General features: G+C 67.4%; 21 protein-coding genes. 8 read left to right on the top strand and 13 right to left on the bottom strand.

Annotated elements, in window-relative coordinates; translation table 11 throughout:
• The first annotated feature begins 59 nt into the window (after positions 1-59).
• Positions 60-632, top strand: a complete 573-nt coding sequence (locus tag BLA15945_RS26615; protein WP_059236425.1) for a DUF1415 domain-containing protein — start codon at positions 60-62, stop codon at positions 630-632.
• Positions 633-660: 28 nt separating this feature from the next.
• Here the strand turns inward: BLA15945_RS26615 and BLA15945_RS26610 are convergent, their stop codons facing one another.
• The 4 genes from BLA15945_RS26610 to BLA15945_RS26595 all read right to left on the bottom strand — a co-directional run bounded on the left by BLA15945_RS26610 (position 661) and on the right by BLA15945_RS26595 (position 3897).
• Entirely contained in the window at positions 661-1551 is an 891-nt protein-coding gene (locus BLA15945_RS26610) for a class I SAM-dependent methyltransferase (protein WP_174993780.1), read from the bottom strand.
• 89 nt (positions 1552-1640) lie between these two features.
• Positions 1641-2780 carry a methyltransferase gene (locus BLA15945_RS26605; RefSeq protein ID WP_174993779.1) on the bottom strand — a complete coding sequence of 380 codons (1140 nt, stop codon included), beginning with the start codon at positions 2778-2780 and terminating at the stop codon, positions 1641-1643.
• Positions 2781-2916: 136 nt separating this feature from the next.
• Positions 2917-3249, bottom strand: coding sequence for a YegP family protein (locus BLA15945_RS26600; RefSeq protein WP_059236428.1), 333 nt, complete (start codon positions 3247-3249; stop codon positions 2917-2919).
• Positions 3250-3402: 153 nt separating this feature from the next.
• Positions 3403-3897 carry an LEA type 2 family protein gene (locus tag BLA15945_RS26595; RefSeq protein WP_059236430.1) on the bottom strand — a complete coding sequence of 165 codons (495 nt, stop codon included), beginning with the start codon at positions 3895-3897 and terminating at the stop codon, positions 3403-3405.
• A gap of 641 nt (positions 3898-4538) precedes the next feature.
• Here BLA15945_RS26595 and BLA15945_RS26590 point away from each other — a divergent pair.
• Complete coding sequence (locus BLA15945_RS26590; RefSeq protein WP_059236432.1) at positions 4539-6707, top strand: M1 family metallopeptidase; 2169 nt, start codon at positions 4539-4541, stop codon at positions 6705-6707.
• A gap of 121 nt (positions 6708-6828) precedes the next feature.
• Here the strand turns inward: BLA15945_RS26590 and BLA15945_RS26585 are convergent, their stop codons facing one another.
• Positions 6829-7749, bottom strand: coding sequence for a LysR family transcriptional regulator (locus BLA15945_RS26585; RefSeq protein ID WP_174993778.1), 921 nt, complete (start codon positions 7747-7749; stop codon positions 6829-6831).
• Positions 7750-7910: 161 nt separating this feature from the next.
• On the opposite strand from BLA15945_RS26585, the gene BLA15945_RS26580 reads away from it, so the two are divergent.
• Complete coding sequence (locus tag BLA15945_RS26580) at positions 7911-8888, top strand: quinone oxidoreductase family protein (protein WP_174993777.1); 978 nt, start codon at positions 7911-7913, stop codon at positions 8886-8888.
• A gap of 24 nt (positions 8889-8912) precedes the next feature.
• Positions 8913-9065 carry a DUF1427 family protein gene (locus tag BLA15945_RS26575; RefSeq protein WP_081051886.1) on the top strand — a complete coding sequence of 51 codons (153 nt, stop codon included), beginning with the start codon at positions 8913-8915 and terminating at the stop codon, positions 9063-9065.
• A 21-nt stretch (positions 9066-9086) separates the two neighbouring features.
• Here the strand turns inward: BLA15945_RS26575 and BLA15945_RS26570 are convergent, their stop codons facing one another.
• A complete protein-coding gene (locus BLA15945_RS26570; protein ID WP_059236436.1) occupies positions 9087-10115 on the bottom strand; it encodes a transporter in 1029 nt (342 codons plus the stop codon).
• 206 nt (positions 10116-10321) lie between these two features.
• A complete protein-coding gene (locus tag BLA15945_RS26565; protein ID WP_174993776.1) occupies positions 10322-11302 on the bottom strand; it encodes a phage tail protein in 981 nt (326 codons plus the stop codon).
• Between the two features lie 121 nt (positions 11303-11423).
• Between BLA15945_RS26565 and BLA15945_RS26560 the strand changes: the two genes are divergently transcribed.
• The 4 genes from BLA15945_RS26560 to BLA15945_RS26545 all read left to right on the top strand — a co-directional run bounded on the left by BLA15945_RS26560 (position 11424) and on the right by BLA15945_RS26545 (position 18459).
• Positions 11424-12269, top strand: a complete 846-nt coding sequence (locus BLA15945_RS26560) for a M15 family metallopeptidase (protein WP_059236440.1) — start codon at positions 11424-11426, stop codon at positions 12267-12269.
• A 301-nt stretch (positions 12270-12570) separates the two neighbouring features.
• Positions 12571-16518 (top strand): type VI secretion system membrane subunit TssM, encoded by a 3948-nt coding sequence (gene tssM / locus BLA15945_RS26555; RefSeq protein WP_174993775.1) that lies wholly within the window; start codon positions 12571-12573, stop codon positions 16516-16518.
• Positions 16515-17504, top strand: a complete 990-nt coding sequence (tagF, locus tag BLA15945_RS26550; protein WP_059236444.1) for a type VI secretion system-associated protein TagF — start codon at positions 16515-16517, stop codon at positions 17502-17504. The genes tssM and tagF overlap by 4 nt, the downstream gene beginning before the upstream one ends.
• 4 nt (positions 17505-17508) lie before the next feature.
• On the top strand, positions 17509-18459 hold the full coding sequence (locus BLA15945_RS26545; RefSeq protein WP_059236446.1) for an OmpA family protein: 951 nt from the start codon (positions 17509-17511) through the stop codon (positions 18457-18459).
• Positions 18460-18540: 81 nt separating this feature from the next.
• Here BLA15945_RS26545 and tssA read toward each other — a convergent pair whose 3' ends face one another.
• The 6 genes from tssA to BLA15945_RS26515 form a co-directional block, all read right to left on the bottom strand.
• Positions 18541-19662, bottom strand: coding sequence for a type VI secretion system protein TssA (gene tssA, locus BLA15945_RS26540; protein ID WP_059236448.1), 1122 nt, complete (start codon positions 19660-19662; stop codon positions 18541-18543).
• A 43-nt stretch (positions 19663-19705) separates the two neighbouring features.
• Entirely contained in the window at positions 19706-22375 is a 2670-nt protein-coding gene (tssH, locus tag BLA15945_RS26535) for a type VI secretion system ATPase TssH (protein WP_174993774.1), read from the bottom strand.
• A 44-nt stretch (positions 22376-22419) separates the two neighbouring features.
• Positions 22420-23520, bottom strand: coding sequence for a type VI secretion system baseplate subunit TssG (gene tssG, locus BLA15945_RS26530; RefSeq protein ID WP_174993773.1), 1101 nt, complete (start codon positions 23518-23520; stop codon positions 22420-22422).
• Positions 23484-25319, bottom strand: a complete 1836-nt coding sequence (gene tssF, locus BLA15945_RS26525; protein WP_059236455.1) for a type VI secretion system baseplate subunit TssF — start codon at positions 25317-25319, stop codon at positions 23484-23486. The genes tssG and tssF overlap by 37 nt, the downstream gene beginning before the upstream one ends.
• A 76-nt stretch (positions 25320-25395) precedes the next feature.
• Positions 25396-25881, bottom strand: coding sequence for a type VI secretion system baseplate subunit TssE (gene tssE, locus BLA15945_RS26520; RefSeq protein WP_021161818.1), 486 nt, complete (start codon positions 25879-25881; stop codon positions 25396-25398).
• A 62-nt stretch (positions 25882-25943) separates the two neighbouring features.
• Positions 25944-26447, bottom strand: coding sequence for an Hcp family type VI secretion system effector (locus BLA15945_RS26515; RefSeq protein ID WP_006477093.1), 504 nt, complete (start codon positions 26445-26447; stop codon positions 25944-25946).
• Positions 26448-26516 lie beyond the last annotated feature (69 nt).

The raw sequence follows: 26516 nt of genomic DNA, 5'->3' as shown, positions 1-26516 counted from the left end.
AGCGCGGCGGGCCCGCTACAATGCGGCCCTCGCCGCTCCTCCGCCCGACTGGTTTCACCATGACCGATACCCGCCCCGAATCGCACGACGACATCCTCGCCGCCACGCGGCACTGGCTCGCGCGCGCGGTGATCGGGCTCAATCTGTGCCCGTTCGCGAAAAGCGTCTATGTGAAGGAACAGGTGCGCTACGCGATCAGCGAAGCGACGACGCTGGAAGACGCACTCGCCGAACTCGAAACCGAGCTACGCGCGCTCGACGCAGCGGACCCGCAGCAGGTCGACACGACGCTCGTGATCTTCCCGCATGCGTTCGCCGATTTCGTCGACTACAACGATGCGCTGTTCTTTGCCGAGCGGCTCGTGCAGCAACTGCGGCTCGACGGCGTGCTGCAGATCGCGAGCTTCCATCCGCAATACCGGTTCGAAGGCACCGGGCCCGACGACATCGAGAACTACACGAACCGCGCGCCGTACCCGATCCTGCACCTGCTGCGCGAAGACAGCATCGCGCGCGCGGTCGACGCGTTCCCGGACGCGTCCGCGATCTACGAAAAGAATCAGGAAACACTGCGCCGCCTCGGCCACGACGGCTGGCGCGAATGGATGCGCCGGCCGGGCGACGACGTCTGACGCGCTGCGCGGGCGCGCGGGCTGCGCGTCAGCCTTCGGCCGGCTCGACGGCGTCGCCGCCCGCTGCCGCGGCTTGCGCCACGAAGAAGCGCTCGTTCAGTTCGGCGAGGCCGAACATCCCGAGGATCTCGTTCAACCGCTCGCCGGGCCGCCGGCGCGGCAGGTTCTTGTACTGCGCGACGATCAGCTCGTTCTTCATCGAATGCTCCCAGCCGACCAGTTCGGTCACGCTGACCTGGTAGCCGTGCGCTTCGAGCTGCAGGCAGCGCAGCACGTTGGTGATCTGGCTGCCGAATTCGCGCGTATGCAGCGGATGCCGCCACACCTCGGTCAGCGCATTCGCGAGCGACTTGCCCTTGTTCTTGCGCAGCACGCCTGCGACTTCCGCCTGGCAGCACGGCACCAGCACGATGTGCTGCGCGCGCTTCGCGAGCGCGAAGCGGATCGCGTCGTCGGTCGCCGTGTCGCAGGCATGCAGCGCGGTGACGACATCGACGGTTTCGGGTAGCTGCGGCGACGTGATCGAATCGGCGACCGACAGGTTCAGGAACGACATGCCGTCGAACCCGAGCCGCGCGGCCAGCTCGATCGAGCGCGTGACGAGCGCCTCGCGCGTCTCGATCCCGTACACGTGCGACGCGAACGCCGGCGTGCCGTGCCCCGGCTGCTGCTTGAAGAACAGGTCGTACAGGATGAAGCCGAGATACGACTTGCCGGCACCGTGATCGACGAGCGTCACGTTGCTTTTTTCGGCCTGCACGCCGGCGAGCAGCGGCTCGATGAACTGGAACAGGTGATAGACCTGCTTCAGCTTGCGGCGGCTGTCCTGGTTCAGCTTGCCGTCGCGGGTCAGGATGTGCAGTTCCTTCAGCAGTTCGACGGACTGCTCCGGGCGGATTTCGTGGGTCTGGTTCGACATCGTGATGCGGCGCCGGGCCACGGTCGGTCGACCACGGCCCGGCGGCGGGAATTCGTGAGGAATGGCGACAGTTTACCGAAAATGCGCGGTCAGGCTCGGACTCGCGCGCCGAGCCGCCACAGCGACGTGACCTCGGCCTGGCGCGCCGCGTGCAGCGGATCGTCGGCGTCCGTCGATTTCGGGTGCGCGGGACGGATGTCGTCGCGGCCGAGCACGACGAGGCCCGCTTCGTCGATCCATTGCAGCAGCGTGTCGCGCGGCCGCAGGCCGAGATGTTCGGCGAAATCGGACAGGATCAGCCAGCCTTCGCCGCCCGGCTCGAGGTGCGCGGCGAGCCCCGCGAGGAAGCCGCGCAGCATGCGGCTGTCGGGGTCGTAGACCGCGTATTCGATCGGCGCGCTCGGCCGGGCCGGCACCCAAGGCGGGTTGCAGACCACGAGCGGCGCACGGCCGGCCGGAAAGAGATCGGCCTCGACGACGTCGACCTGGCCGGCATGACCGAGCCGCGCGACGTTCTCGCGCGCGCAGGCCAGCGCGCGCGGATCCTGGTCGGTTGCGACGATGCGCGCGACGCCGCGCGATGCGAGCACGGCCGCCAGCACGCCCGTGCCGGTACCGATGTCGAACGCGAGCGACGTCGCCGGCAGCGGGGCACGCGCCACGAGCTCGACGTATTCGCCGCGCACCGGCGAGAACACGCCGTAGTGCGGGTGAATCGGTGCACCGCCGAGCGCCGGGATCGGCACCCCCTTCTTGCGCCACTCATGCGCGCCGACGAGGCCGAGCAGTTCGCGCAGCGACACGACCGACGGCGCGCCGCCGGGCCCGTACGCTTCCTCGCAGGCGGCGCGCACGTCGGGCGCGCGGCGCAGCGGGATCGTGTAATCGGCGTCGAGCGGGATCAGCAGCATGCCGAGCGTACGGGCGCGCTGCGACTGCGCGAGGCGATGCAGGTTGAATGCATCGACGCCGGCCGCGGTTTTCGCCTTCTTCGGCTTGCGTTCGACACGGCGCGCCATCGCCTGCACGAGCTGGCGCGCATTCTGGAAATCGCCCTGCCAGACGAGCGCGGTGCCCTCGCATGCAAGGCGGTAGGCCACGTCGGCCGTGAGGCGGTCGTCGGCGGGCACCGCACGCTTCGGCGGTTGCACGCCGGCTTCGGAGCGCCAGCGCACGGCATGATCGGCGCCGTCGGCGTCGGCCCAGTGGAAAACGGGGAAATCGGTCACGCGAACTCGGTTACGGTTGGCTTCAACGGCGGCGGGAATTCACCGCGCGGACCACACCATACCGCGCTTTGCCCGACCCGGCAAAACAGGCGCCGCGACGCGGGCCCGAAGGCGCCCGTCGCGGCGCAACCGGCGATCAGGCCAGATCGAACGCTTCCGCAACGGGCGCATCGCGCTTGACGGCCGCAATGCCGTTCTCGCGTGCTTGCACGCTCGAGTAGGTTTCACTGGTACCGATGACCTGGTGATTCGCGGACTTCAGGTTGAACATCGGCTCACCGTTGTGGGCGAGCTTGCGCTCGTAGCGATGGTCCAGCGGTGCATTTTCACGCACGGACGCGATCCCGTTTCTCGCGCCGCTTTTCTCCTGGTACCGCTCGCTCGCGAGGATGATCTCGCCGTTCGCCGACTTCAGGTGGAAGTAGTACTGACCGTTCGTGGCTTGCTTGATCTCGAATTTTGCCGCCATGGTTTTCTCCTGGAAGAATGTCCGGCCCTCGGACACCGGCCAGTCTATGGGCATCGTCGGCAAAAATCGAGATCGCATCAGAATGAACGTTGAAGATCGTCAATTAGTCAATTTTCGGCAATATTTGGCCGATGTTGAACGCGACCGCACGAACTACCCGCCCCACCCCGGCATCGCCGGCAGACGCAGCGTGCCCGCGTCGTTGAAGTGCACGGTACCGAGCACGCCGCCGGCGAGCCGGCCGCGCAGCGCATACGGCAGCTCGCCGTTCGCGGCCGCGCCGGGCAGGTTCCACGCCTGCCGCGCGGCGGCGAAAGCCGATACCGAAACGGGCACGTCGAGCACGGCCTCGCCGAAACGCGGCACGGTGCCCGTGCGATCGCTGACGCCACTCGCGAACGGCGTGCCGTTCAGGTCGAGCGCGACCGAAATGCCGTCATAGTCGATCGGGGCATCGTTCGGATTCTGCACGCGCAACTTCAGGCTGAAACGCATCTCGAGCCCCTGCCCGACGAGCGGGTCGAGCCCGACGACCGTCACGCTCAACGGCGCGCGCGTCAGCCCCGCGCAACCGCCGAGCAGGAACACGGCGGTGAACAGCAGCGGCATGGCGCGCAGCAGCGCGATACGGAACAGGGCACGTGGCATGGGAAGGCCTCCTCGCGGCGATCGGTGAGCGGGTCGTCGAGGCATTGTACCGAGCACGCCGCCTCACGCCGGATTTCGTAGTTTTCGCCGCGACGCCAGATCGTTAATAGATTAAAACTACGAAATCGCCAGCTAAACGGAAAGCGAATTAATGACTTCCAGCATTCAATGAAGCACGGAGAATTCGATAGATGCTCTTTCTAAATTTTTCGTTTCCTTTACCCAAAACCATCAAGTATATTTACGCATCCTTGGAGCAAGCCGACAAACCTTGAAGCCGCATGACGGCGAATTTACGGAACGGCGACACGCCTTCCTTCCGTCCTGCGGACTGGCCCGGCCAGCCCCGTAGGTCGTCGGTTCAAAGGGATCGCGCGCCCGCGCCGGGCGTGCGGCCCGGTGTCGTGCGCGCGAAATCAATTCAGTACAACACGCGCCCGGCCATTTTGAACCGGCAAGTTAACCAATATCCGGAAATCCAGAGGGGGCAGTAAACCATGATTACCTTCACGTAGTCGGCTACCGTCTTTTCGAATAATCCGTCATTGCCATTTTTTCGCCGTCGATTAACGGCGAGGGGATTGCTTTTGCCGGCGTTTTCGCAGCACTGAACGATTCTTTCTACAATCGAGGTTTCAGTCATGTCGATTCATATTCGCAAGATGCGTTATCTGCCGCTCGTCGCCGCACTGGCACTCGCCGGGTGCGGCGGCGACGACGGCGGTGCAGGCTCCGCTTCCGCGCTCAGCTCCGCCGGCGCGCCGCATACGGGCTCGTCGCCCGCCGTCACCGCGCCGCCGAGCGCGTCCAACGTCGACAAGAGCGTGTCGCCTGTCGAGTTGCCGGACACCGTGGTGCCCGTGAACTACCGGCTGTGGTTCCGCCCGAACGAAGCGCTGAACGCGTTCGACGGCCGCGCCGATGTCGAAATCAAGGTGCTGAAGCCGGTCAACAACATCGTGATCGCCGGCCACCGGATCAAGTTCACGAACGGCCGCATCACGCTGCAGCCGGGCAACATCCAGCTGATCGCGACCCCGCAGGACAAGGGCGACTTCTATCAGCTGCGCCCCGTGAGCGGCACGATCTCGCCGGGTAACTATTCGCTGCACATGGAGTGGTCGGGCATCATCAACTTCAAGTCGTATGACGATCCGGTCGCGAAGACGGGCGGCAGCTGCGGCGACGATCCGTATCCGGGCTGCTCGGCCGCGGAAGGCATCTTCCGCGTCGACCTGAAAGGCACCGACGGCAAGACGAGCGGCGCGATCCTGACCCAGGGCGAAACCAACCTGTCGCGCCAGTGGTTCCCCGGCTGGGACGAGCCGGCCTTCCGCCCGACCTATGAAGTGACGGCCGAAGTGCCGCAGAGCTGGCGTGTCGTGTCGAACGCGGCCGAGAAGCCGTCGACCAACGTCGGCGGCGGCTACAAGCTCGTGCAGTTCGACAAGACACCGCCGATGCCGTCGTACCTGCTGTTCTTCGGCGGCGGCCTGTTCGACACCTACGAGGACGACTTCACGAGCCCGCTGCCGGGCGGCAAGGGCGGCCTGCACCTGCGCGTGTTCACGCCGCCGGGCATGAGCGACTGGGCGAAGCCGGCGATGGACCGCACCAAGCAGGCCCTCGACTTCTACTACCGCTACACGGGCATCGCGCTGCCGCTGACGAAGTTCGACACGGTGGCCGCGAACGACGCGTTCAAGGATCAGAAGGACCTGAACTTCGGCGGGATGGAGAACTGGGGATCGATTCTCGAGTTCGCCGACGACATCCTCCCGCAGCCGGGCCAGCCGATGTCGCACTACGGCAACGAGGTGCTGACGCACGAAGTCGCGCACCAGTGGTTCGGCGATCTCGTCACGGCCGACTGGTGGGACAACGTGTGGCTCAACGAGTCGTTCGCGACGTTCTTCGAGACGAAGACGACGATCCAGTTCTTCCCCAACGAGTTCAGCTGGCTCGACCAGGTGAAGAACAAGTACCGCGTGATCAATCGTGACATCGGTCCGAACGCGTTCCCGGTCGCGCCGAACTTCAACGGCTGGGCGTCGAACGACTTCGTGCTGAGCGCCAGCGCGTTCACGTACGACAAGGGCGGCCACGTGCTGAAGACGCTCGAGAACTATCTCGGCGAGCAGACGCTGCGCAAGGGCCTGCAGCAGTACCTGGTCGACTACTCGTTCGGCAACGGTACGCCGAAGCGCCTGTGGGATGCCCTGTCGAAGGAAAGCGGCCAGGCGATCGGCCCGATCGGCGACAGCTTCGTGCGCCAGACCGGCGTGCCGCTGATCTCGCTCGATACGCAGTGCGACCTGACGAAGAACCAGACGGTCATCACGCTGAAACAGCAGCCGTTCCCGAACAAGAACGCGTATCCGGGCGTGCAGTGGACGGTGCCGATCACGCTCGCGTACGGCCAGGGTCTCGCGAAACGCACGACGCTCGCGCTGAAGGACACGCAGACGCAGACGCGGATCGACGGCTGCACGGGCGTGGTCGCCGACCCGAGCGGTCTCGACTACTACGTCGTGAACTACAGCGACGCGGCCTGGAGCGGGCTGCTCACGCAGGTCAACGGCTCGACCGATCCGGTGCTGCTGTCGAACCTGAAGAGCGAAGCCGCGCTGCTCGTCGCGAACAACCTCGCGCCGGCCTCGCGCTCGACGTCGATCGGCTCGGTCGCTTCGCCGGCCGCGATGAAGCTGCGCCAGACGCCGACCTTCGGCGGCGTCGAGCTGACGACGAAGGAACGCCCGGCACTGCACTATCAGGGCGTCTTCAAGCCGCGCAAGGTAGTGACGCAGTAACGGTGCGCCTCCGGCCGGTGCCGCGCAGCCCGCGGCGCCGGCCGGCGTACCGGCTTCTCCGACCTTTGACGGGCCTCGCATGCGAGGCCCTTTTTTATTTCCGCGCGGCGCCCGCTCGCCGTCACGCCCACGCGGCGTCCCACGCCGGCTGCGCGAACCACGTGGCGAGGAACGCGACGAGCCGCGAGGTGCGCGCACTGCCGCGCGCCTGCTGGCGCAACACGTGGATCGTCGCCGTTTCGGGCGCCGCCGCGTACTGCGGCAGCACCGCATGCAACCGTCCGTCGCGCAGCGCGTCCCCGGCGAGCCAGGTCGGCAGGTGCGCGAGTCCGAGCCCGTCGATCGCCGCTTCGAGCAACGCCTCCGAGTGATTGCTGCGAAACCGCGGCTGCACGGGCACGTGGCGACGCTCGCCGAAGCGCCACGCGCCCGGCGGCGGCGTGCCATGCCATGCGAGACAGTCGTGACCGGCGAGCGCGTCCGGCGATTCGGGCGCACCGCGCCGCGCGAGGTACGCACCGCTCGCGCACAGCACGCGCCGTTGCGGCGCCAGCGTCGTCGCGACGAAGCGCGTGTCCTCGAGCGGGCCGATGCGCACCGCGAGGTCAACGTCGGAGCCGAGCCGCGCGCCCTGCAGGTCGACCATGCTGTCGGTCAGCACCAGGTCGACCTGCAGCGCCGGATGACGCTGCATGAACGCGGCCAGCGCGGCCATCAGGTGCCGCCGGCCGAACGGCGCCGGGCAGTCGACGCGCAGCAGCCCGCCCGGCTCGTCGTGCTGGCTGTGCAGATCCTCCTGCAGGCCGCGCAGTTCGGCCAGCATGCGCGTCGCGCGCCCGTACAGCAGCTGCCCGGCCTCGGTCGGCCGCAGCGCGTGCGTGGTGCGATGCAGGAGGCGGATGCCGAGCTGCGCTTCGAGGCGATCGATGCGCCGCGTGACCGACGACGCGGCGACGCCGAGCCGGCGCGCCGCCGCCGAGAAACTCTGCTGGTCGACCACGTCGACGAACAGCGCCAGGTGCGGGGAAAGGAAGTCGTCCATTCGTGACCTTCGGTTTGGGCTATGCGGAAAACGCAAAACAATCATCCGCCTTTGCACGTTTCCGCGTCAAACCGGGCCTACTAGACTGCATGCATCGTTTTCATCCGCCGCACGCGCCGGCCTGCCGGGCCGCGCGGCAGCCATCCGTCACGGAGATCATCATGCGCAGCATCCGCTTCGACACCCCCGCCGCCGACATCGAGTCGCTCGACGCCCGGGTCCGGGAAATCGACACGCCCGTACCGGCCGGCGGCCAGATGCTGATCGAGGTGCGCGCGGCCGGCGTGAACCCGAGCGACGTGAAGGCCGCGCTCGGCCGCATGCCGCACGCGGTGTGGCCGCGTACGCCCGGGCGCGATTGGGCCGGCATCGTGCGCAGCGGCCCGGACGGCTGGATCGGCGCGCCGGTGTGGGGTTCGGGCGGCGATCTCGGCGTCGGGCGGGACGGCTCGCACGCGCAATGGCTCGTGCTGGATGCCGCACACGTGCGCCGCAAGCCGGCCGTGCTGACGCTCGACGAAGCGGCCGGCGTGGGCGTGCCGTTCGTCACCGCGTACGAGGGCCTGCGCCGCGCCGGCATGCCGGCGGCCGGCGACGTCGTGCTCGTGTTCGGCGCGAACGGCAAGGTCGGCCAGGCCGCGATCCAGCTCGCGAGCGCGCGCGGCGCGACCGTGATCGGCGTCGAGCGCAGTGCCGGCGGCTATCGCGGCCACGCGTCGGGCGACGTGCATATGATCGACGCGTCGAAGGAACAGGTGGCCGACGCGGTACGCGCGGCCACCGGCGGCCACGGCGCGGACATCGTCTACAACACGGTCGGCAGCCCGTATTTCGAAGCCGCGAACGCATCGATGGCGATCGGCGCGCGGCAGATCTTCATCTCGACGATCGAGCGCAGCGTACCGTTCGACATCTTCGCGTTCTATCGCGGCCAGCATACGTTCGTGGGGATCGATTCGCTGCAGCTCGGCGGCGACGCGGTCGCGCAGATCCTCGACACGCTCGCGCCCGGCTTCGGCAACGGCACGCTGCGTCCGTTCCCGATCGGCGACGACTACGTGTACCCGCTCGAGCGCGCGCGCGACGCCTACCGCGCGGTGCTGGCCGGCGCGCGCGAGCGCGTGATCCTCAAGCCCTGACGCCGGACCGCACGGGAGACCGCCATGATGGATTACGTGACCTCGCTCGCGGTGGGCCTCGGCGTCGGCGTGCTGTACGCGTTGCTGCACGTGCGCTCGCCGGCCCCGCCGCTCGTTGCGCTCGTCGGCCTGCTCGGGATGGTGATCGGCGAACGCGCGATCGCGTTGCTGCGTTGATACGGTGATGCGGCGCTTGCGCTAGCGGTCGTTGCGGCGCCGGAACGCCCACCATGCGGCCAGCGCCGTGAAGCCCGCAACGAGCAGCACCATCATCCAGAAGCCGTGCTTGTTCTCCGAGAACGGCACGCCGCCGACGTTCATCCCGAAGAAGCCGGCGACGATGTTGATCGGCAGCGCGATCACGGTCACGAGCGTCAGCGTGAACAGCGTCCGGTTGTTCTGCTCGTCGAGGCGCGAGCCGATCTCTTCCTGCAGCAGCTTGATCCGCTCGTTGAGTCCCGCGAGATCGGCGAGCACCAGCGAGAACTCTTCGGTCGATTCGCGCAGCTCCTGCACGTCTTCCATATGCAGCCACGCGGGCGGCTTCGCGAGCAGCCGGAAGATCGAGCCGGGCTCCGGCGCGAGCATGCGCTGCAGGCGCGTCAGCGTGCGGCGCATCGCGCCGAGTTCGATGCGGCTCGACGTGAGCCGCTGCGACAGGAAGCGATCCTCGATGCGGTCGACGTCGACGCTCGTGCGCCGCATGATCTGGCTCAGCAGGTCGGCCTGGTCGCGCAGCAGGTGCACGAGCAGCTCCGCGGGCGACCGGAACTGCTCGCCGTCGCGCACGCACGCGCGCAGCGTGTCGACCGAACGCAACGGCTTGAGCCGTGCGGTCACCATGATGCGCCGCTCGACGTGGACGAACAGCGTCGCGATCTCCGACGGCGTCAGCTCGAGGTTGAACATCACGTCGTTGACGATCGCGCGCAACGCGCCGTCTTCCTGCTCGATGCGTGTCGAACGCGAGCCTTCGTGAAGGAATTCGAAGAAGCTGTCGGGCAACCCGAGATGCGTGCGCATCCAGCGCTCGCTCGCGCCGTGCGCGAGATTGAAGTGCAGCCAGACGAAATCGCCCGATGCGCCCGCGCCGTGCTCGCGGCACGTGCGCAGCCACGCGGCGGCCGCGTCGGCATCGAGCATCGCGCCGGATCCGCCCGGAACGAAGCGGAATCCGCACACCATGCCGGACGTATCCGCGCCGTAAGTCTGTACGATCAGGTCCATCGTGTCGAAGGTCGTGCGGCGCGCGCCGCGCCGCGCATCGCGGGTCGCGAGCCCGCGCCGGGAAAGGAAAGGAGACGTATGCCCGACGGGCGTGACGCACGCGTGACAGTCTCAGGCCGCATCATACCGGCAGCTTCCCTGCCCCCAAAGCAACGCGCCGCCCAACGGGCGGCGCGGACAAGACCGGGCGGCATACGCAGGACGCGTTACTGCCGCGTCTCCGACTGGGCGGCGCTCGGGCACGCGGGATCCTTGCCCCAGTGGCCGTCGCACACGCGCCAGCGGCACAGCTGATCCTCGAAGAAACCGCGCTCCGAACACTCCTTCACGCGCGCCCCCAGCGAGCCGCCGGTCGCCGCGGCCGCCTTGGTCGGCACGGCCTGCCCCTTCTGGGCGGCGAGTTTCTTGTCGGCCGGCTTCGTGCGCGCGACGAGCGCCGCGAGCAGATCGGCATCCGGATCGTCCTTCCCGCCAGCCTTCGCGGTACGGGCCGGCGTCGCATCGCGACGCTTCTTCGCCTGCGCGAGTTCGGCCTGCTGTTCCTTGTGATGCTTGCGGGCTTCCGCCTTCGCATCGGCCTTCGTGTCGGCCTTGCCGTGCGCGGCGACCTTCGCGCTCTTCGCGGCGTCGGCCTTCGCGGCCTTGGTCGTCGCGGCTGCGGCGGCCGCGGCAGTTGCGGCCGCACCGCCCGTGGCCGCGCCCGACGCGTCATCGGCGCCATTGGCAAGTGCGCGCGACAGGCGGCTGCCGTCCGCGGCAGACGCGGACGAAGCGGATGCGGATGCAACGGACTGGGAGGCTGCATCGTCGTTGACGATCGTGGCCGGTTGCACAGCGGATGCGGCGGACGCGCCATTCTGCGCGACCTGTACGGCCGTATCGCTGGCCGGTGCGGCCTTGGCCGGCGCAGCCGCTGCGGGCGGCGTCACGGCCGCGACGGCGGCGGGTTGCTCGCCCGACGGCTGCTGCATGCGCCATGCGCCCCAGCCGCCGACGGCCACCACCAAAGCAACGACGGCCGCGATCGGCGCCTTCAGCGAACGGCGCGGCGGCTCGGCGGGCGGCGTGACACGTCCTTCCAGATCCGCGAGAATGCGCGACTGCCGAGGTCCTCCCTCGCCTGCCGGTTTAGTATCGGACAGCAGGCTGGGCGGAGTTTTCGAATTTGAATTTTCCGGCGCACTCATTCAGCGTCTCATTGAATCCTGGTTTAATTCACCGCGATAATATAGCCCGGCCTCTCGAAGCAGCCTGATTCTAAGAGCAAGCATTGCAAAACACAATCAATTCCAATTTCCGGGGATTTCTTTGATTGCCGTCGCACTCGTCGCCTATTTCGCCCTTGCCGTCGCGGTTGCGGCACTGTTGCTTTTACCGGGTATCCGCGCGACCGTTTTCGAATCCGTTGCCCAGTTTCACGGCCGTCTTACGCGCCGTGCGAACGATCGCGCCGCCCGGACGCGGAGTCAGATTGTTAAATCGGCAAGCGTTACGCGCGGCGCATTAAGCGATGTGCAAAATTTACTGATCCGGCGGCGCTTGATGATTATGGTATCGGCAGGTATTCTTGCGACGCCGCCATTGGTCGCCATTGCGTTACGCGGCCGGCAATTGTTCCAGTACGACGACACGGCGCGCGTGCCCGACGAGAAAATCGCCGCGCTGCTGCAGGGCGAACAACTCGTGCCGCCCCCGCCGCTGCCGCCGGAAGTCTTCGCCACCAAGGAAGTCGAACAGATCCGTCCGGCGCTGAAGGATGCGAGCCGCGACTGGAACCTGCTGGACCCGGATTTCCGTACGCGTTTGCTGCTGGTCTACAAGATCATGCACGAACAATACGGTTATGAAATGGCGCTGCTGGAAGGTTACCGGAGCCCGGATCGGCAGAACCGGCTGGCGCAGATGGGCAGCAACGTGACCAACGCGGCAGCCTTCCAGAGTTATCACCAATTCGGGCTGGCGGCCGATAACGCATTCCTGCGCGACGGCAAGCTGGTCATTTCCGAGAAAGATCCGTGGGCGATGCGAGGCTATCAGTTGTACGGCCAGGTCGCCGAGCAAGTCGGCCTGACCTGGGGCGGCCGATGGAAAATGATGGATCTCGGGCACGTGGAATACCATAAACCCGGTTTTAAACTGGGACGCGGCAGCTAGCCAGGGCTGCCGGACAGGAAATAATGAGGGCGGCATGGGGCTTTTTAATATCCCGGCAGGAAACGATATGGGCGACGCAGAAACTCGGGCATTCCGGTGCGCGATTTTTTCCGGCCGCCGCTTCCGTTTTAAATCTCACAGCGTCCTTTCATTAATGCGCGCGCCTTCTCCGATGCCGCGGGCGCATTGATGCCAGCCCCCTTCATCCCGTTTGACAGCATGGCGACACATCGCGGCGCCACCCTTGCCGCTCGGCGCGCCTGCGTCGCCTCACCGAATCGCACCGGAACCTGAACGTCCTATGCAACGCATCCTCAACGTGCTGACTCATCCGCGTACGCTCTCGATTGTCGGGATCGTCGCGCTAGCGGCCATTCTCTTCATCGTCGCCGACATGCTGCAGTTGCCGCTCCTGTGGGCGGCAATGGCTTTTGCGGCGATCCTCGCGCTGTGGCTCGTCGTCGCGCTGTGGCGCCGCTGGCGCGTGAAGCGTGCGAACCAGCAGCTCGGCCAGGTACTGGAAGAGCAGGCGGAAACCGGCAAGATCACCGCGCCCGCCGCCGCCGCGCTCGCGCCCGACGCGAAGACGGCCGACCTCGACGTGCTGCGCACGCGCCTGTCGGACGCGGTGAAGACGATCAAGACGTCGAAGATCGGCCAGGTATCGGGCGGCTCCGCGCTGTACGAACTGCCGTGGTACATCGTGATCGGCAACCCGGCGGCGGGCAAGAGCAGCGCCGTGCTCAATTCCGGCCTGCAGTTCCCGTTCGCGGACAAGAACAGCGCCGTGATCCACGGCATCGGCGGCACGCGTAACTGCGACTGGTTCTTCACGACCGAAGGGATCCTGCTCGACACGGCCGGCCGCTACTCGGTGCACGAAGAAGACCGCAGCGAGTGGCTCGGCTTCCTCGGCCTGCTCAAGCGCTATCGTCCGAAGGCGCCGATCAACGGCATCATCGTCACCGCGAGCATCGCCGAACTCACCGGCAACCGCCCCGAGTTCGCGATCAACCTCGCGAAGAACCTCCGCCAGCGCGTTCAGGAGCTGACGGAAAAGCTGGAAGTGTTCGCGCCGGTCTACGTGATGTTCACGAAGGCCGACCTGATCACCGGCTTCACCGAATTCTTCAGCAGCAGCGACAAGCACGAGTACGACCGCGTGTGGGGCGCCACCCTGCCCTACGAGCCCGACGACAAGCGTGACGTCGTCGCGCAATTCGACACGCACTTCGAGGAGCTCTACGAAGGGCTGAAAGAGATCAGCGTCGCGCAGCTGTCGCTGTCGCGCGGCAACCAGCTGTCGCCGGGCCAGCTGAGCTTCCCGCTCGAATTCTCGACGATCAAGCCGTCGCTGCGCGCGTTCCTCGCGACGCTGTTCGAGAACAACCCGTTCCAGTACAAGCCGATCTTCCGCGGCTTCTACTTCACCAGCGCGTTGCAGGAAGGCGAAACCAACAGCACGGCCGCGCAGCGCATCGCGCACCGCTTCGGCCTCGACGGGAACGCGCTGCCGAAACCGCACAGCGCGTTCTCGAAGAACGGCTTCTTCCTGCGCGACCTGTTCTCGAAGGTGATCTTCGCCGACCGTCAAACGGTGCGCCAGTTCGCGAGCCCGACCAAGACGCGGCTGCGCTACGCGACCTTCTTCGGCTTCGTCGCGGCGCTCGCGATCGCGCTCGGCGGCTGGACCTGGTCGACGATCGGCAACCAGCAGCTCGTCTCGAACGTGCAGGCCGATCTCGACAACGTCACGCGCCTGCAGCAGGGCCGCAACGACCTGCAGTCGCGCCTGCAGGCGATGGACATCCTCGAAGACCGGATCGAACAGCTCGAACAGTTCCGCCGCGACAAGCCGCTGTCGGTGTCGCTCGGCCTGTACCAGGGCGACCGTCTCGAGCAGCACCTGCTGACCGAGTACTACAACGGCGTGCGCCAGATCCTGCTGGTCCCCGTGTCGCAAAACCTCGCGTCGTTCATGAAGGACGTGAACGCGCACCCCGAGCAGCTCGTGCCGATGACGCGCCCGCCCGAATCGGGCGCGGTACAGGGCGGCACGCTGCCGGTCTCGACGAACGCGGCAGGCACCGCGCCGCTGGCCGGCGCCGCGCTGGCCGCATCCGGCACCACGCCGGCCGCCGCTCCGCAACAGGCTGCCGCACCGCAGGGCGGCCTCTACAGCGATGCATCGCCGACCAACGTGCAGGACGCGTACAACGCGCTGAAGACGTACCTGATGCTGTCCGACAAGCGTCACGTCGAACAGGCGCATCTGACCGACCAGCTCGCCCGCTTCTGGCGCGGCTGGCTCGAGACGAATCGCGGCAACATGCCGCGTGACGAGATGATCAAGAGCGCCGAGCGCATGATCTCGTTCTACCTGTCCCGCGTGAACGACAACGACTGGCCGATGATCGACGCGAACCTCGCGCTCGTCGACCAGACCCGCGAGAACCTGCGCCGCGTCGTGCGCGGCATGCCGGCCCGCCAGCGCGTCTACGAGGAAATCAAGGCACGCGCGTCGACCCGCTTCGCGCCGATGACCATCGCGCGCATCGTCGGCGACGGCAACCAGGGACTCGTGGCCGGCAGCTACGCGATTCCGGGCACGTTCACGCGCGAAGCGTGGTTCGACTACGTGCAGCCGGCGATCCGCGATGCGGCGACCAAGGAACTGCAGGCGAAGGACTGGGTGCTGAACACGTCGACGCAGGACGACCTGACGCTCGAGGGCAGCCCCGAGCAGATCCAGAAGACGCTCGTCGGCATGTACAAGACCGAGTACGCGCAGCACTGGCAGAAGTTCATGCAGGGCATCGCGGTGCAGGGCTTCAGCAGCTTCGGCCAGGCCGTCGACGGGATGAACCGCCTCGGCGACCCGCAGGATTCGCCGATCCGCAAGATCCTCGAGACTGCGTACGACCAGACGTCGTGGGACAACCCGTCGCTCGCGAACGTGACGATCAAGAAGGCGCAGACCGGCGTCGTGAACTGGGTCAAGCAGCTGTTCTCGCGCTCGCAGGCCGGCCAGGTGGCGGCCGCCAACATCGACATCAACGGCAATCCGGCCGAGGTGCCGATGGGTCCGATCGGCCAGGAGTTCGTCGGGCTCGCGCGGATCGTCGCGACGCATGACGGCACGTCGATGCTCAAGGGCTACATGGATTCGCTGTCGAAGGTCCGCACGCGCTTCAACGTGATCAAGAACCAGGGCGACCCGGGCCCGGGCGCGCGCCAGCTGATGCAGCAGACGCTCGACGGCAACGGTTCGGAACTCGCCGATTCGCTGAAGCTCGTCGACGAGCAGATGCTGACGGGCCTCACCGATTCGCAACGCAAGTCGCTGCGTCCGCTGCTCGTGCGGCCGCTGATGCAGGCGTTCGCGGTCGTGATCCAGCCGGCCAGTACCGAAGTCAACAAGGTGTGGAACGCGCAGGTCTACCAGCCGTTCCAGAACTCGCTCGCGACGAAGTACCCGTTCGCGGCCAGCGCGAAGGTCGAGGCCGGCGCCGGCGAGATCGCGCAGGTGTTCGGTCCGGACGGCTCGATCGCGAAGTTCGTCGGCACGACGCTCGGGCCGCTCGCGGTGCGCCGCGGCGACACGCTCGCCGCCCGCACGTGGGGCGACATGGGCATCGGGCTCACGCCGGACTTCACGAACGGCTTCGCGCGCTGGGTCGCCCCGCTCGCGGGCGGTGCCGCCGGCAGCGCGGCCGCGTCGTCCGAGCCGCAGACCGTGTTCCAGATCCTGCCGCAGCCGAGCACGGGCACGACGGAATACACGATCGCGATCGACGGCCAGCAACTGCGCTACCGCAACACGCCGCCGCAGTGGACCAACTTCGTGTGGCCGAACCCGCAGGGCTCGCCGGGCGCGACGCTGTCCGCGACGACCTTCGACGGCCGCACGGTGCAGCTCGTCAACGAGCCGGGCCGCTACGGTCTCGAGAAGCTGATCAACTCGGCGCAACGCAAGCGCCGTCCGGACGGCACCTTCGACCTGACGTGGGTACAAGGCAGCGTGAACGTGTCGGTGACGATGCGCATCATCAGCACGTCGCAGCCGTCGGGCGGTGGCGGTGACCAGCCGCAGCAGCAAAGCCTGCGCGGCCTGCAACTGCCGTCGTCGGTCGCCGACGCGAGCGCGGGCGCCGCGCAGAACGCGACCCAGTCCGCCGGCACGGGCGCGCCGGCCGCAGCGCCGGCCGTCGCGGCCGCCAACGCAACGAATGCACAGGGGGCGCAATGACGCAAACCGTACAGGCGCAGATCGCCTACTTCGGCAAGATTCCGTCGCGCGGCGACTTCGTGAAGAGCGCGCACAATCCGCAGCTGCTGCAGACGCTCGACCGCTGGATTGCGCAGGCGCTCGAGCTGCTCGCGGAAGATCCGCGCTGGAAGATCGTCTACGAGGATGCGAAGCCGATGCATTTCGCGTTCCTCGGCTCGCGCAGCAAGCTCGCGATCGCGGGCCACATGGTCGCGAGCCACGACGTGTCGATGCGCCGCTTCCCGTTCCTCGGCGCAACCGCGCTCGAGGTCGACCGGCCACTCGCGTTCCTCGCGCGCAGCCCGCTCGCGTTCGCGCGGCTGTGGTCGCGCGTCGCCACGCAGATCCCGCCGCTGCTCGGCAAGGACGAGCCGCCCGGCGCGCTGCAGGCGCTCGGCGACACGCAGGTGCCGATCGACGTCGGCGGCCCCGGCACATCGCATGACGGCACCTTCAACGATTTCATCGAACACCAGTCGCTGTACGGCCTGCAGGAGATGCTGCTCGAAAGCGGTCATCCGGTGCGGCTGCGCGGCGCGATGCTCGCGCTCGGCTCGCTGCTGCGGCCGGTGATGCAGAGCGGCTCGTCGCACATCGAACGCGGCCTGACGCTGCCGCTGCCGGTCGATCCGTTCTACCGCAGCCTCGTCGCCGCGTTCTGGCTCGAACTGATCGCGCCGTTCGTCGCGCAGGCCGACTTCGAGCTCGCGATCTTCATCGGCACGATCGCCGAACGCGAACGGCTCGTCATCGGCTTCAACGGCGCGTCGGCGAAGACGCTGCTGAGCGTCGTCGACCCGCAGACCTACGCCGCCCACAACATCGACATCGACGATCCCGAGTGGATCGACGCCCATGCGCAAAACGATCACCAGATCAGCAAGCTCGTCAGCTACCTCGACCAACCGCAACTCTCGCTGCGCGTCGCCATCGACGCGTTCCGCGAAGCGTTCATCGGAGGCTGACGGGATGCATCGCACGATTCACGTCCGGCGCGCACGCTTTTCGGCCGCCGTCTCGCCCGCCCTCGCCGCCCTGTTCGCCGCCGGCCTCGTCGCAAGCGGCGCGGCCTTCGCACAAAACACCGGCGCGACCGTCACGCCGGTCGGCAACGGCACGGTCGCGACGACCACGCTGCCGCAGGCGAACCCGAACGCCGGCGCCGCGTCCGGCGCGGTGGTGCACGGCACGGCCGGCACGATCACGCCGCCGCCCGCGAACGCGACACCCGGCCAGGTGGTGGCCGGCGGCAAGGTACCCGACGAGGCGACCAAGGCCGCCGTGCTGCAGAAGCTGCGCGATACCTACGGCGCGGCCAACGTCGTCGACCAGATCGAGGTGGGCGACGTCGCGACGCCGCCGAACTGGAGCGCGAACGTGCAGAAGCTGCTCGGCGCGCAGCTCAAGCAGATCAGCAAGGGCCAGTTGAAGATCAACGGCACGCAGATCGAGGTGAAGGGCGAGGTACACAACGAGGCGCAACGCCAGCAGCTCGCGAGCGACATGGCGAACACGCTGAACCCGACGTACACGATCAAGAACGGGCTGCGCGTGTCGGCGTCCGAGCAGGGGGTGCTCGACCAGACGCTCGCGAACCGGACGATCGAGTTCGAGACCGGCAGCGCGACGCTGACGCCGCAGGGCCGGCTGATCCTCGACCAGATGGCGGCCGCGCTCGCGAAGATGCAGAACCGCACGGTCGACATCATCGGTCACACCGACAACTCGGGGAACCGGACATCGAACATCGCGCTGAGCCAGGCGCGCGCGGACGCGGTGAAGGGCTACCTGATCACGAAGAGCATTCAGCCGCAGCAGATGACGACGACGGGCGTCGGGCCGGATCAACCGATCGCGCCGAACGATACGGCCGACGGGCGGGCCCGGAACCGGCGGATCGAATTCCGCGTGGGGCAGTAACGGCGGACCGGCCGGCCGCTCCGTGGCGGAGCGGCGCGGCACACGACGGGCGGCGGCAGCAATGCGCCGCCCGTCGTGCGTTTACGACTGCTCGTCGGGGCGCACGCCCAGCAGCTCGCGAATATGCGACAGCGAGCCGTCGTCCTTCACGACGCTCTCGAGCCACTTGTGCAGCGGCATGTCGGCCCATTCGGCCGCCTTGTCGGCGAGATACGCGACCGGGCTGTGCGGCTCGGTCTGGCGGAAATAGCGCGCCACCGCCCGCAGCTGGTCGACGGCCTGCGCACGGTTCTGGATGCCGGCGATCATCTGCGTCACCGGCGGACGCGAAGCGGTCTGCTGCTGCACGTGAGTCTCCTCGGTCTGGACCGGATGGCCGAATACCGGCTCGATACGCTCGGGTTGCGCCTGCTGCGCTGCCTGCGTGTGGGGCGCGCTGCCCGTATAGCCCTGCTCGCGCGCAAAGCGCTCGGCGAGCCGGTAGACGGTCTCGAACGCGTCGCGCGCCTGCCGGAAGCTCGGCGCCGAATCGCCCGCGCGCTCGACGAGTCGCTCCTCGAACGCATCGAGCGCGAATTCGAACGCCTTCAGGTTCGCCAGCAGCGCCGTGTAGAACGCGATCGGCGTCACGCGCCGCGACGCGTCGATCTGCTCGATCGACGGCTTGCCGCGCGCGATGTCGTCCGCGTGTTCGGGGTCGCGCTTGATCGACTGCGCGACGTGCTGCGCCACTTCCCAGTCGAGCGTGCTGAACGCGTTCGACGCGCCGTCCGTCATCGGCACCGCGCGCAGCAGCTCGGCCGTGCGGCCGGACAGCCACGCGACGTTGCCGAGCCGGTGCTCGGTGTCGTCGTCTTCGGGCAGCGGGTGGACGGTGTCCCAGAACTCCCGGCACAGGCCCTCGAGCAGCGCATAGCCTTCGGTGAGACCGGTGATGCCGTCCTCCAGCGCGAGCGCCTCGGTCAGCCACACGGCGAGCCGCAGGTCCTTCGTGCGCGTGCGCAGCAGCTCACCCGCATGGTCGACGACGAAGCCCCAGTCGGCCTCCTTGATCTCGGTCACCCATTCGCCCTGGTCGAGCGTCGGGTCGTCGTAGCGCCGCGCGTCCTGGATCGCGTCGAATTCGTTCGAAAACAGCAGGTCGCCGCCGCTGGGCGACGCATCGCTGATCGGCGTCAGCAGCTCGGGGAGATTGATCGGCATGGTTCGGTCAGTTCATCAATGCTTGGGCGTTGCGCGGCCGCGCTCATTCGACGGTGTACGTGAATTCGCCGGCCTCGTCCGCGCGCACCGCGATGCGCGCGATGGCCGCGCCGTCGGCGATCCGGCCGAGCACGTGGCCCGCGATCTCCGGCAGCAGCGTGCCGTTCAGGATATGGTCGACGTTGCGGGCCCCCGAGTCGACCTCGGTGCAGCGCGCGAGCACCGCCTCGACGAGCGACTCGTCCCATTCGAACGCGGCCTTGTGGTTCGCCTCGATCCGGCGGCGGATGCGTTCGAGCTTCAGCTCGATGATCTCGACCAGCACGTCGTCGGAAATCGGATAGTACGGCACGACCTTCATCCGGCCGAGGAACGCGGGCTTGAAGGTCTTGTACAGCTGCGGGCGCAGCGTCTCGGCGAGTGCGTCCGGATCGGGCAGCTCCTCGGCCGGCTTGTTCAGGCAGGCCTGCATCACCGCCGCCGATCCGACGTTCGACGTCAGGATGATCAGCGTGTTGCGGAAGTCGATCTCGCGCCCTTCCGCATCGTCCATCGCGCCCTTGTCGAACACCTGGAAGAACATCTCGAGCACGTCCGGGTGCGCCTTCTCGACCTCGTCGAGCAGCACGACGGAATACGGATTGCGGCGCACGGCCTCGGTCAGCACGCCGCCCTCGCCATAGCCGACATAGCCCGGCGGCGAGCCCTTCAGGCCCGACACGCTGTGCGCTTCCTGATACTCGCTCATGTTGATCGTGACCATCTTGCGCTCGCCGCCGTACAGGACGTCGGCCAGCGCCAGCGCCGTCTCGGTCTTGCCGACACCCGACGGCCCCACGAACATGAACACGCCGCGCGGCTTGTTCGGATCCTCGAGGTTCGCGGTGGCCGTGCGCACGCGCTGCGCGATCGCGTCGAGCGCATGGTCCTGGCCGATCACGCGCGCGGTGAGCAGCGGCTGCAGGTTCAGCACGGTGTCGATCTCGTCCTTCACCATCCGGCCGAGCGGAATGCCCGTCCACGCGGCGACGATCTCGGCGACGACGTGGCCGTCGACCTGCAGCGGCACCATCGGCTCGCCGCCCTGCAGCGCATGCAGCGCTGCGACGCGCTCCGCGAGCGTGTCGCGGGTCGCCTGCACGTCGACCGGCTGGCCGTCTTCCGACGGGCCGCGCGCCTTGTCGAGCGTGTCGCGCAGTCCGGCGATCTCGGCGACGATCACGCGCTCCGCCTCGTAGCGCGCTTCGTCCTTCGCGAGTTGTTCAAGGGCCGTATCGCGCGCGCCGCGCAATTCGCCGAGCCGCTCGTCGTGCGGCGCGCCGCCCGCCGCCTCGCGCTCCAGCGATGCGATTTCCGCGTCGATCCGCTCGATGCGCTTCTTCGTGTCGTCGATCGCCGCCGGCGTCGCGCTGTGCGCGAGCGCGACTTTCGCGCACGCGGTGTCGAGCACGCTGATCGCCTTGTCCGGCAGCTGGCGGCCGCTGATGTAGCGGTGCGACAGGCGCACGGCCTCGGTGATCGCATCGTCGAGGATCCGCACGTTGAAGTGCTTCTCCATCAGGCCCGACATCCCGCGCAGCATCGCGGCCGCGAGCGGCTCGCTCGGCTCCTCGACCTTCACGACCTGGAAGCGGCGCGCGAGCGCCGCATCCTTCTCGAAATACTTCTTGTATTCGCTCCACGTCGTCGCAGCGATCGTGCGCAGCTCGCCGCGTGCGAGCGCCGGCTTCAGCAGGTTCGCCGCGTCGTTCTGGCCGGCCTGGCCGCCCGCGCCGATGATCGTGTGCGCCTCGTCGATGAACAGGATGATCGGATGCGCGCTCTTCTTCACCTCGTCGATCACGCTCTTCAGGCGGTTCTCGAACTCGCCCTTCACGCTCGCGCCGGCCTGCAGCAGCCCCATGTCGAGTACATGCAGCGCGACGCCGCGCAGCGGGGGCGGCACGTCGTCGGCCGCGATCCGCAGCGCGAGCCCTTCGACGACCGCCGTTTTGCCGACGCCGGCCTCGCCGGTCATGATCGGGTTGTTCTGGCGGCGGCGCATCAGGATGTCGATCGCCTGGCGGATCTCGGCTTCGCGGCCGATCACCGGATCGATCTTGCCGTCGCGCGCGCGCTGCGTGAGGTTGGTCGTGTACGTGTCGAGCGCGGGCGTCTTCGACGGGCCGGCGGCCGGTGCCATGCCATCGGCGGCCGGCGCGACGTCGCTGCCCTCGTCGTCCGCCTGACGCGGCTCGGCTTCGCTCGAGCCGGCCATGATCTCGTCGAACTTGTGCTTCAGGTCCGTCACGTTCATTTCCGCGAACTGCGACGACATCCGTTGCGCGAACTGCGCGAGATCGGGCGCGGTCAGCAGCGCGAGCAGCAGGTGGCCGGAGCGAATTCGGCCGAGCTGCGAGTCGAGCGAAGCGATCAGCCACGCCTGTTCGAACAGCGCGATCAGATGCACGGAGAACACCGGCGTGCGCGTGTTGCCCGTCTTCAGGCGCGTGAGTTCGCGCTCCAGATCGGCGCGCAGCGCGTGCGGATCGACGCGGCTCGCGCGCAATGCGAGCGGCAGGTCGCCCGTCGCTTCCTCGAGCAACGCGAGGAACAGGTGCTCCAGATCGACCTCGTAATGGCCGCGCGCCAGGCACGCGCTCGCCGCACGCTCGGTCGCGTGGCGGCACAGCGGGTTCAGTTTCGTGATCAGGGTCTTCAGAGGCGTGCTCATGGCGTCGATCTCAGGTTCGATTGCGTGTTTGTTGTCGTTCGGAATCAGTGAATCACGTGCAGCTCGTAGCGGGCGTCCGAGCGGTCCTCGACCGTGTCGCGCGTGCAGAGGAACGCGTCCCAGCCGAGCCGCGAGCCCGCGCCGAGCACGCTCGCGCCGACCTCGGTGCGCTTCAGCACGAGCTTCACCTCGTACTCGAGCGTCACGCCGGCGAGCAGCGTCAGCATCCGCTCGAGCGCGACGGCCTGCGCGCCGCCGGGCAGGAATGCCTCGTAGTCGCGCTTGGACAGCGGGCCGACGACGAGCCGCGCGCGCATGTCGCGCTGCCACACGCGCTCGCCGACGAGCGCCGTTGCGCCGAGCACCGCGTTGACTTCGCCGAGCACGCTCAACTGATCGGGCGGCACGTCGTACCACTTGCCGACGAACTGGTCGATCTTCACCGGTACGCGGAAGTAATCGGACAGCGTGCGTTGCAGGTACGCGGCCGACATCGGCCGGTGCCGCGCGGCCAGCGCATAGCCGGCCACGGCTTCGTCAAGCACGCCGCCCACGCCGGCCGCGAGGCTGTCGCGCACTTCGTCGCTCGGCACGCCCGCGATCGCGAGCAGCAGCGGCAGGTAGCGCTCGTCGCGGTCGAGCTCGTAATGGAACGGCAGCCGGTATTTCTTCCACGCCGCATAGAACAGCGCGGTCGCGCGGTTCGAGAACACGTCGAAGAACGCGCGAGCCGCGTGGTCGCGCCGCAGGTGCTCGCGCGCGACGATCTGCTCGGTGTAGTGCAGCGGCAGCGCGCCCTGCCCGCCGAGCAGCCCGAAGAACGCGGGCGTCAGCTCGACGTGGCCGAGTTCGCCGGCCGCGAGCGCGGCGCCGCGCTGCTCGCCCGAATCGAGCAGCGTGCCGTCATCGTCGAACGAACGCGCGCCCTCGATCTCGCTCGGCGGAAAGCCGAGCGACAGCGTGTTGCGGAATTCGATGCGCTGCGCGACGACGTCGCCCTGCCGCCACGCGCCGGGCGCATCCGACGCCTGCCGCGCGAATAGCCCTTCGAGCACGCGCACCGCCTGGAAGAACTCGAAGCGGTGCGGCTCGTCGAGCAGCGCGTCGACTACGCCAGGATCGATTCGCCGGTCCGGGGCTTGCATCGGATGATCTCCTCGCCGGTGCGCTTCGACACGACGACTAGTTGAACGAAACTGTTGAGGTGGACGTACAGCCCGAAGAAGCTGTCGAGCACGCGCACGAATGATGCGAGGCTCGCGCCGACGAAATGCTCCTCGTCGATCGTCAGCCGGATCTCGATGCCGCGCACGAAGGTCGCGAACGGCTTGCCGGGTAGCCATTGCACGGCGCCGCGCTGCTCGACGCCGGCGAGGCCGTCGATCTGGCGCATCGACACGGCCGTGCGGCGCAGGTCATACAGCGTCAGCATTTCCTTCAGCGGTGCGAGGCCATGCGCGACGAGCGACACGTGGTTGAGCGCGAGATGCGACACGAGCCGCCAGTGCGCGGCGCGGCCGCGCTCGAAGCGCACGCTCTGCGTCGGGCGGCGCAGCAGCGAAATGCCGCTCGTCTGCGCCCCGCCCTCCTGGAACAGGTCGCCGCCTTCGAGGCCGAATGCCAGCATCGCCGGCAGGTCGCGGTTCGTACAGGTGAGGTCGAGGCTCAGCGTGTCGGTTTGCGGCGACGTCGGCTCGAAATCGATGTCGACGATCGAGATCTCGGTTTCGTAGCCGGGGCTCTTCTGCGCGACCCAGTCGTTGCGCCGCGCGAACCAGTAGTGGCCGATCCGCGCCGCTTCGCCGTGATGCAGCGAATAGAACGGCCGGAACTCGATCACCGATTCCTCATGCGCCTGCTGCCGGACGAGCTTCACCGAGTCGATCGAGTACACCTCGTACGCGAACGCGCGGCGCGCCTCGGCGATCACCGGATAGGACACCGCACGGTGCGTGATGCGAATCGGCTCGCCGTGCTGGCGGAACAGGTTGACGATCGGCGTGCAGAACAGCCGGAAATGGCTCGCCGTCAGCAGCTCGAGCAGGCGCGCGACGTGCGAATCGTTGCGCACGTCCTGCAGCACGAGATGCAGCGTCGCACGCTGGCAGCGGCCCGACGCGCGCGCGATCGCCGCGAGGTCGAAATCGACGAAATCGAACTTGTCGGGGAACGCGAAATATTCGGTGAGCAGGCGGTATGCGGGATGCGATTTCGCCGGATAGTCGATCAGCGCGTCGTCCTCGCTGAAGCCGGCCTGCGCGATCGGCAGCTTGCGCAGCGCGGTCCAGCGGCCGTTGCGCTCGGGCTCGACATACGCGCCGAGCACGTTGACGAACAGGCAATCGGTCAGCGCGGCGACGAACGACTGCTCGCCATGCAGGTGCGCGCGCAGCGTCGACAGCTTCAGCGCGCCGAGATCGAGCTGCGCGGCCAGCGATTCGAACGTGATCGAGATCACGCCCGTCGCGTTCGACGGCAGCACCGTCGCGCTCGGCGCGAGCGCGACCGGCGTGTAGCGGGCTTCCGAGATGCGGATCGGCGCGAGCGTCACGTCGTAGGCGGTGCGGAACCGGCACTGCACGCCGCGGATCGGGCGGCTCTTCAGCTCGGTGCCGCGGTCGATCACGACCGGTTCGGTCTGCTGGCCGGGCGACGCCGGCGTGAACTGCGCGATCGAGCACGACGGGAACGGCCGCAGGTAGTGCGGATACAGCACTTCCAGCAGCGCTTCCGTGAATTCGGGATAGTCGTCGTCGAGCTTCTTGTTGATGCGCGCGCCGAGCAGCGCGAACGACTCGATCATCCGCTCGACGTGCGGATCCTCGCAATGCTCGCCCGACAGCGCGAGCCGTGCCGCGATTTTCGGATAGCGTTCGGCGAAATCTCGCGAATAGCGCCGCAAAAACGATAATTCGCGCTCGTAATACGGCAGCAATTCTTCCATCGACGACCCCGAACCTCAATATTTCCTGCCGGACCTGATCTACCACCGGGCGGTCCGGCCCGCTCGGCGGCTTGATTTACTGCATTCTCGCGGCGCGTGCGCGCGTGACCGAATACTGCAGCGTCGACGGCTGCAGCATCGCGTCGAAACTCACCGGCTCCTCGGCCGGGTGCACGACGAGCAGCGCCTGGATCGCGAAATAGAGCGCGTTGGTGGCCTGCTCGTTCAGCTCGAACGTCACCTGCACCTGCTGCAGGCGCGGCTCGTGGCGCGCGATGGCCTGCTGGATCGACTTGCAGATGAACGCGCGGTCGTAGTGACTCGCGAGGCTCAGCCCTGCGAAATCGTTCAGCCCGTAGGTCAGCACCGATTTCTGGCATTCGGGCAGCGTCGCCAGTTCGTTCTCGGTGTGCGCGATACGGGTGTTGAGGATCGCCTCGACATCGCGGGCGACCGTGTTCTTGAGCTCGTCCAGCGACAATTGCCGCATCGCTGCCGAGGCCGGCAGGTGCGGTTCGTCGTCGAACAGCTTGTCGAGAAAACTGGGTTCGAATCGTTTCATCGGCCGGTGTGCACAGCGAAAACGGCAACGGGACGCAACGCGCCCCGTTGCCGCAACCGACCTTAGACCGCGTAGGTCTTGTCGTTCTTCGTCAGGCTCCAGGCGCCTTGCGTGTTACCGCCCTGGTTGCCGCCGATCTTCTGCTGGGTTTGCTTCCACTGCACGGCTGCGTACTTCAGCGAGAACGTCTCGAGCGGCAGACCTTCCTCGCGAACGCTCGGGGCGATGCTCGAGATGATCACGTACTTGAGCTTGACTTCCAGATACTGCACGCGCTTGCCTTCACCGTCTGCGCGCGAGAAATGGACCGTCACTTCATCGAACGTGGTACCGCCCGAAGCGTGCTGGTACAGCAGCGGGCTCGACGAATCGATTTCCTTCGTGAAGATCATGTCGCCGTGTTCGCAACGCGTCATCGTGTGACCGCCAGCGGTCGATGCGGTTGCCGAACGCGGCTGAACGATCGAGTGATCCCACGATTTCAGTTCGATCCAGCCCTGATGGTCTTTGTCCGCGGATTCGCCCTTCACCGCCGGACTACCAAACTGCAAGTGCATATGTAACATGGCCCTTCGACTCCCCAAAGAGGTGGTTTTAACGTCCTACCCAGGCGGCCCGCCCGGGCGATTTACTCG

This window comes from Burkholderia arboris (genome assembly GCF_902499125.1).
Lineage (GTDB): Bacteria > Pseudomonadota > Gammaproteobacteria > Burkholderiales > Burkholderiaceae > Burkholderia > Burkholderia arboris.
The sequence above is the reverse complement of the archived record's forward strand: the minus strand, read 5'-3'. Positions and strand labels throughout refer to the sequence as shown.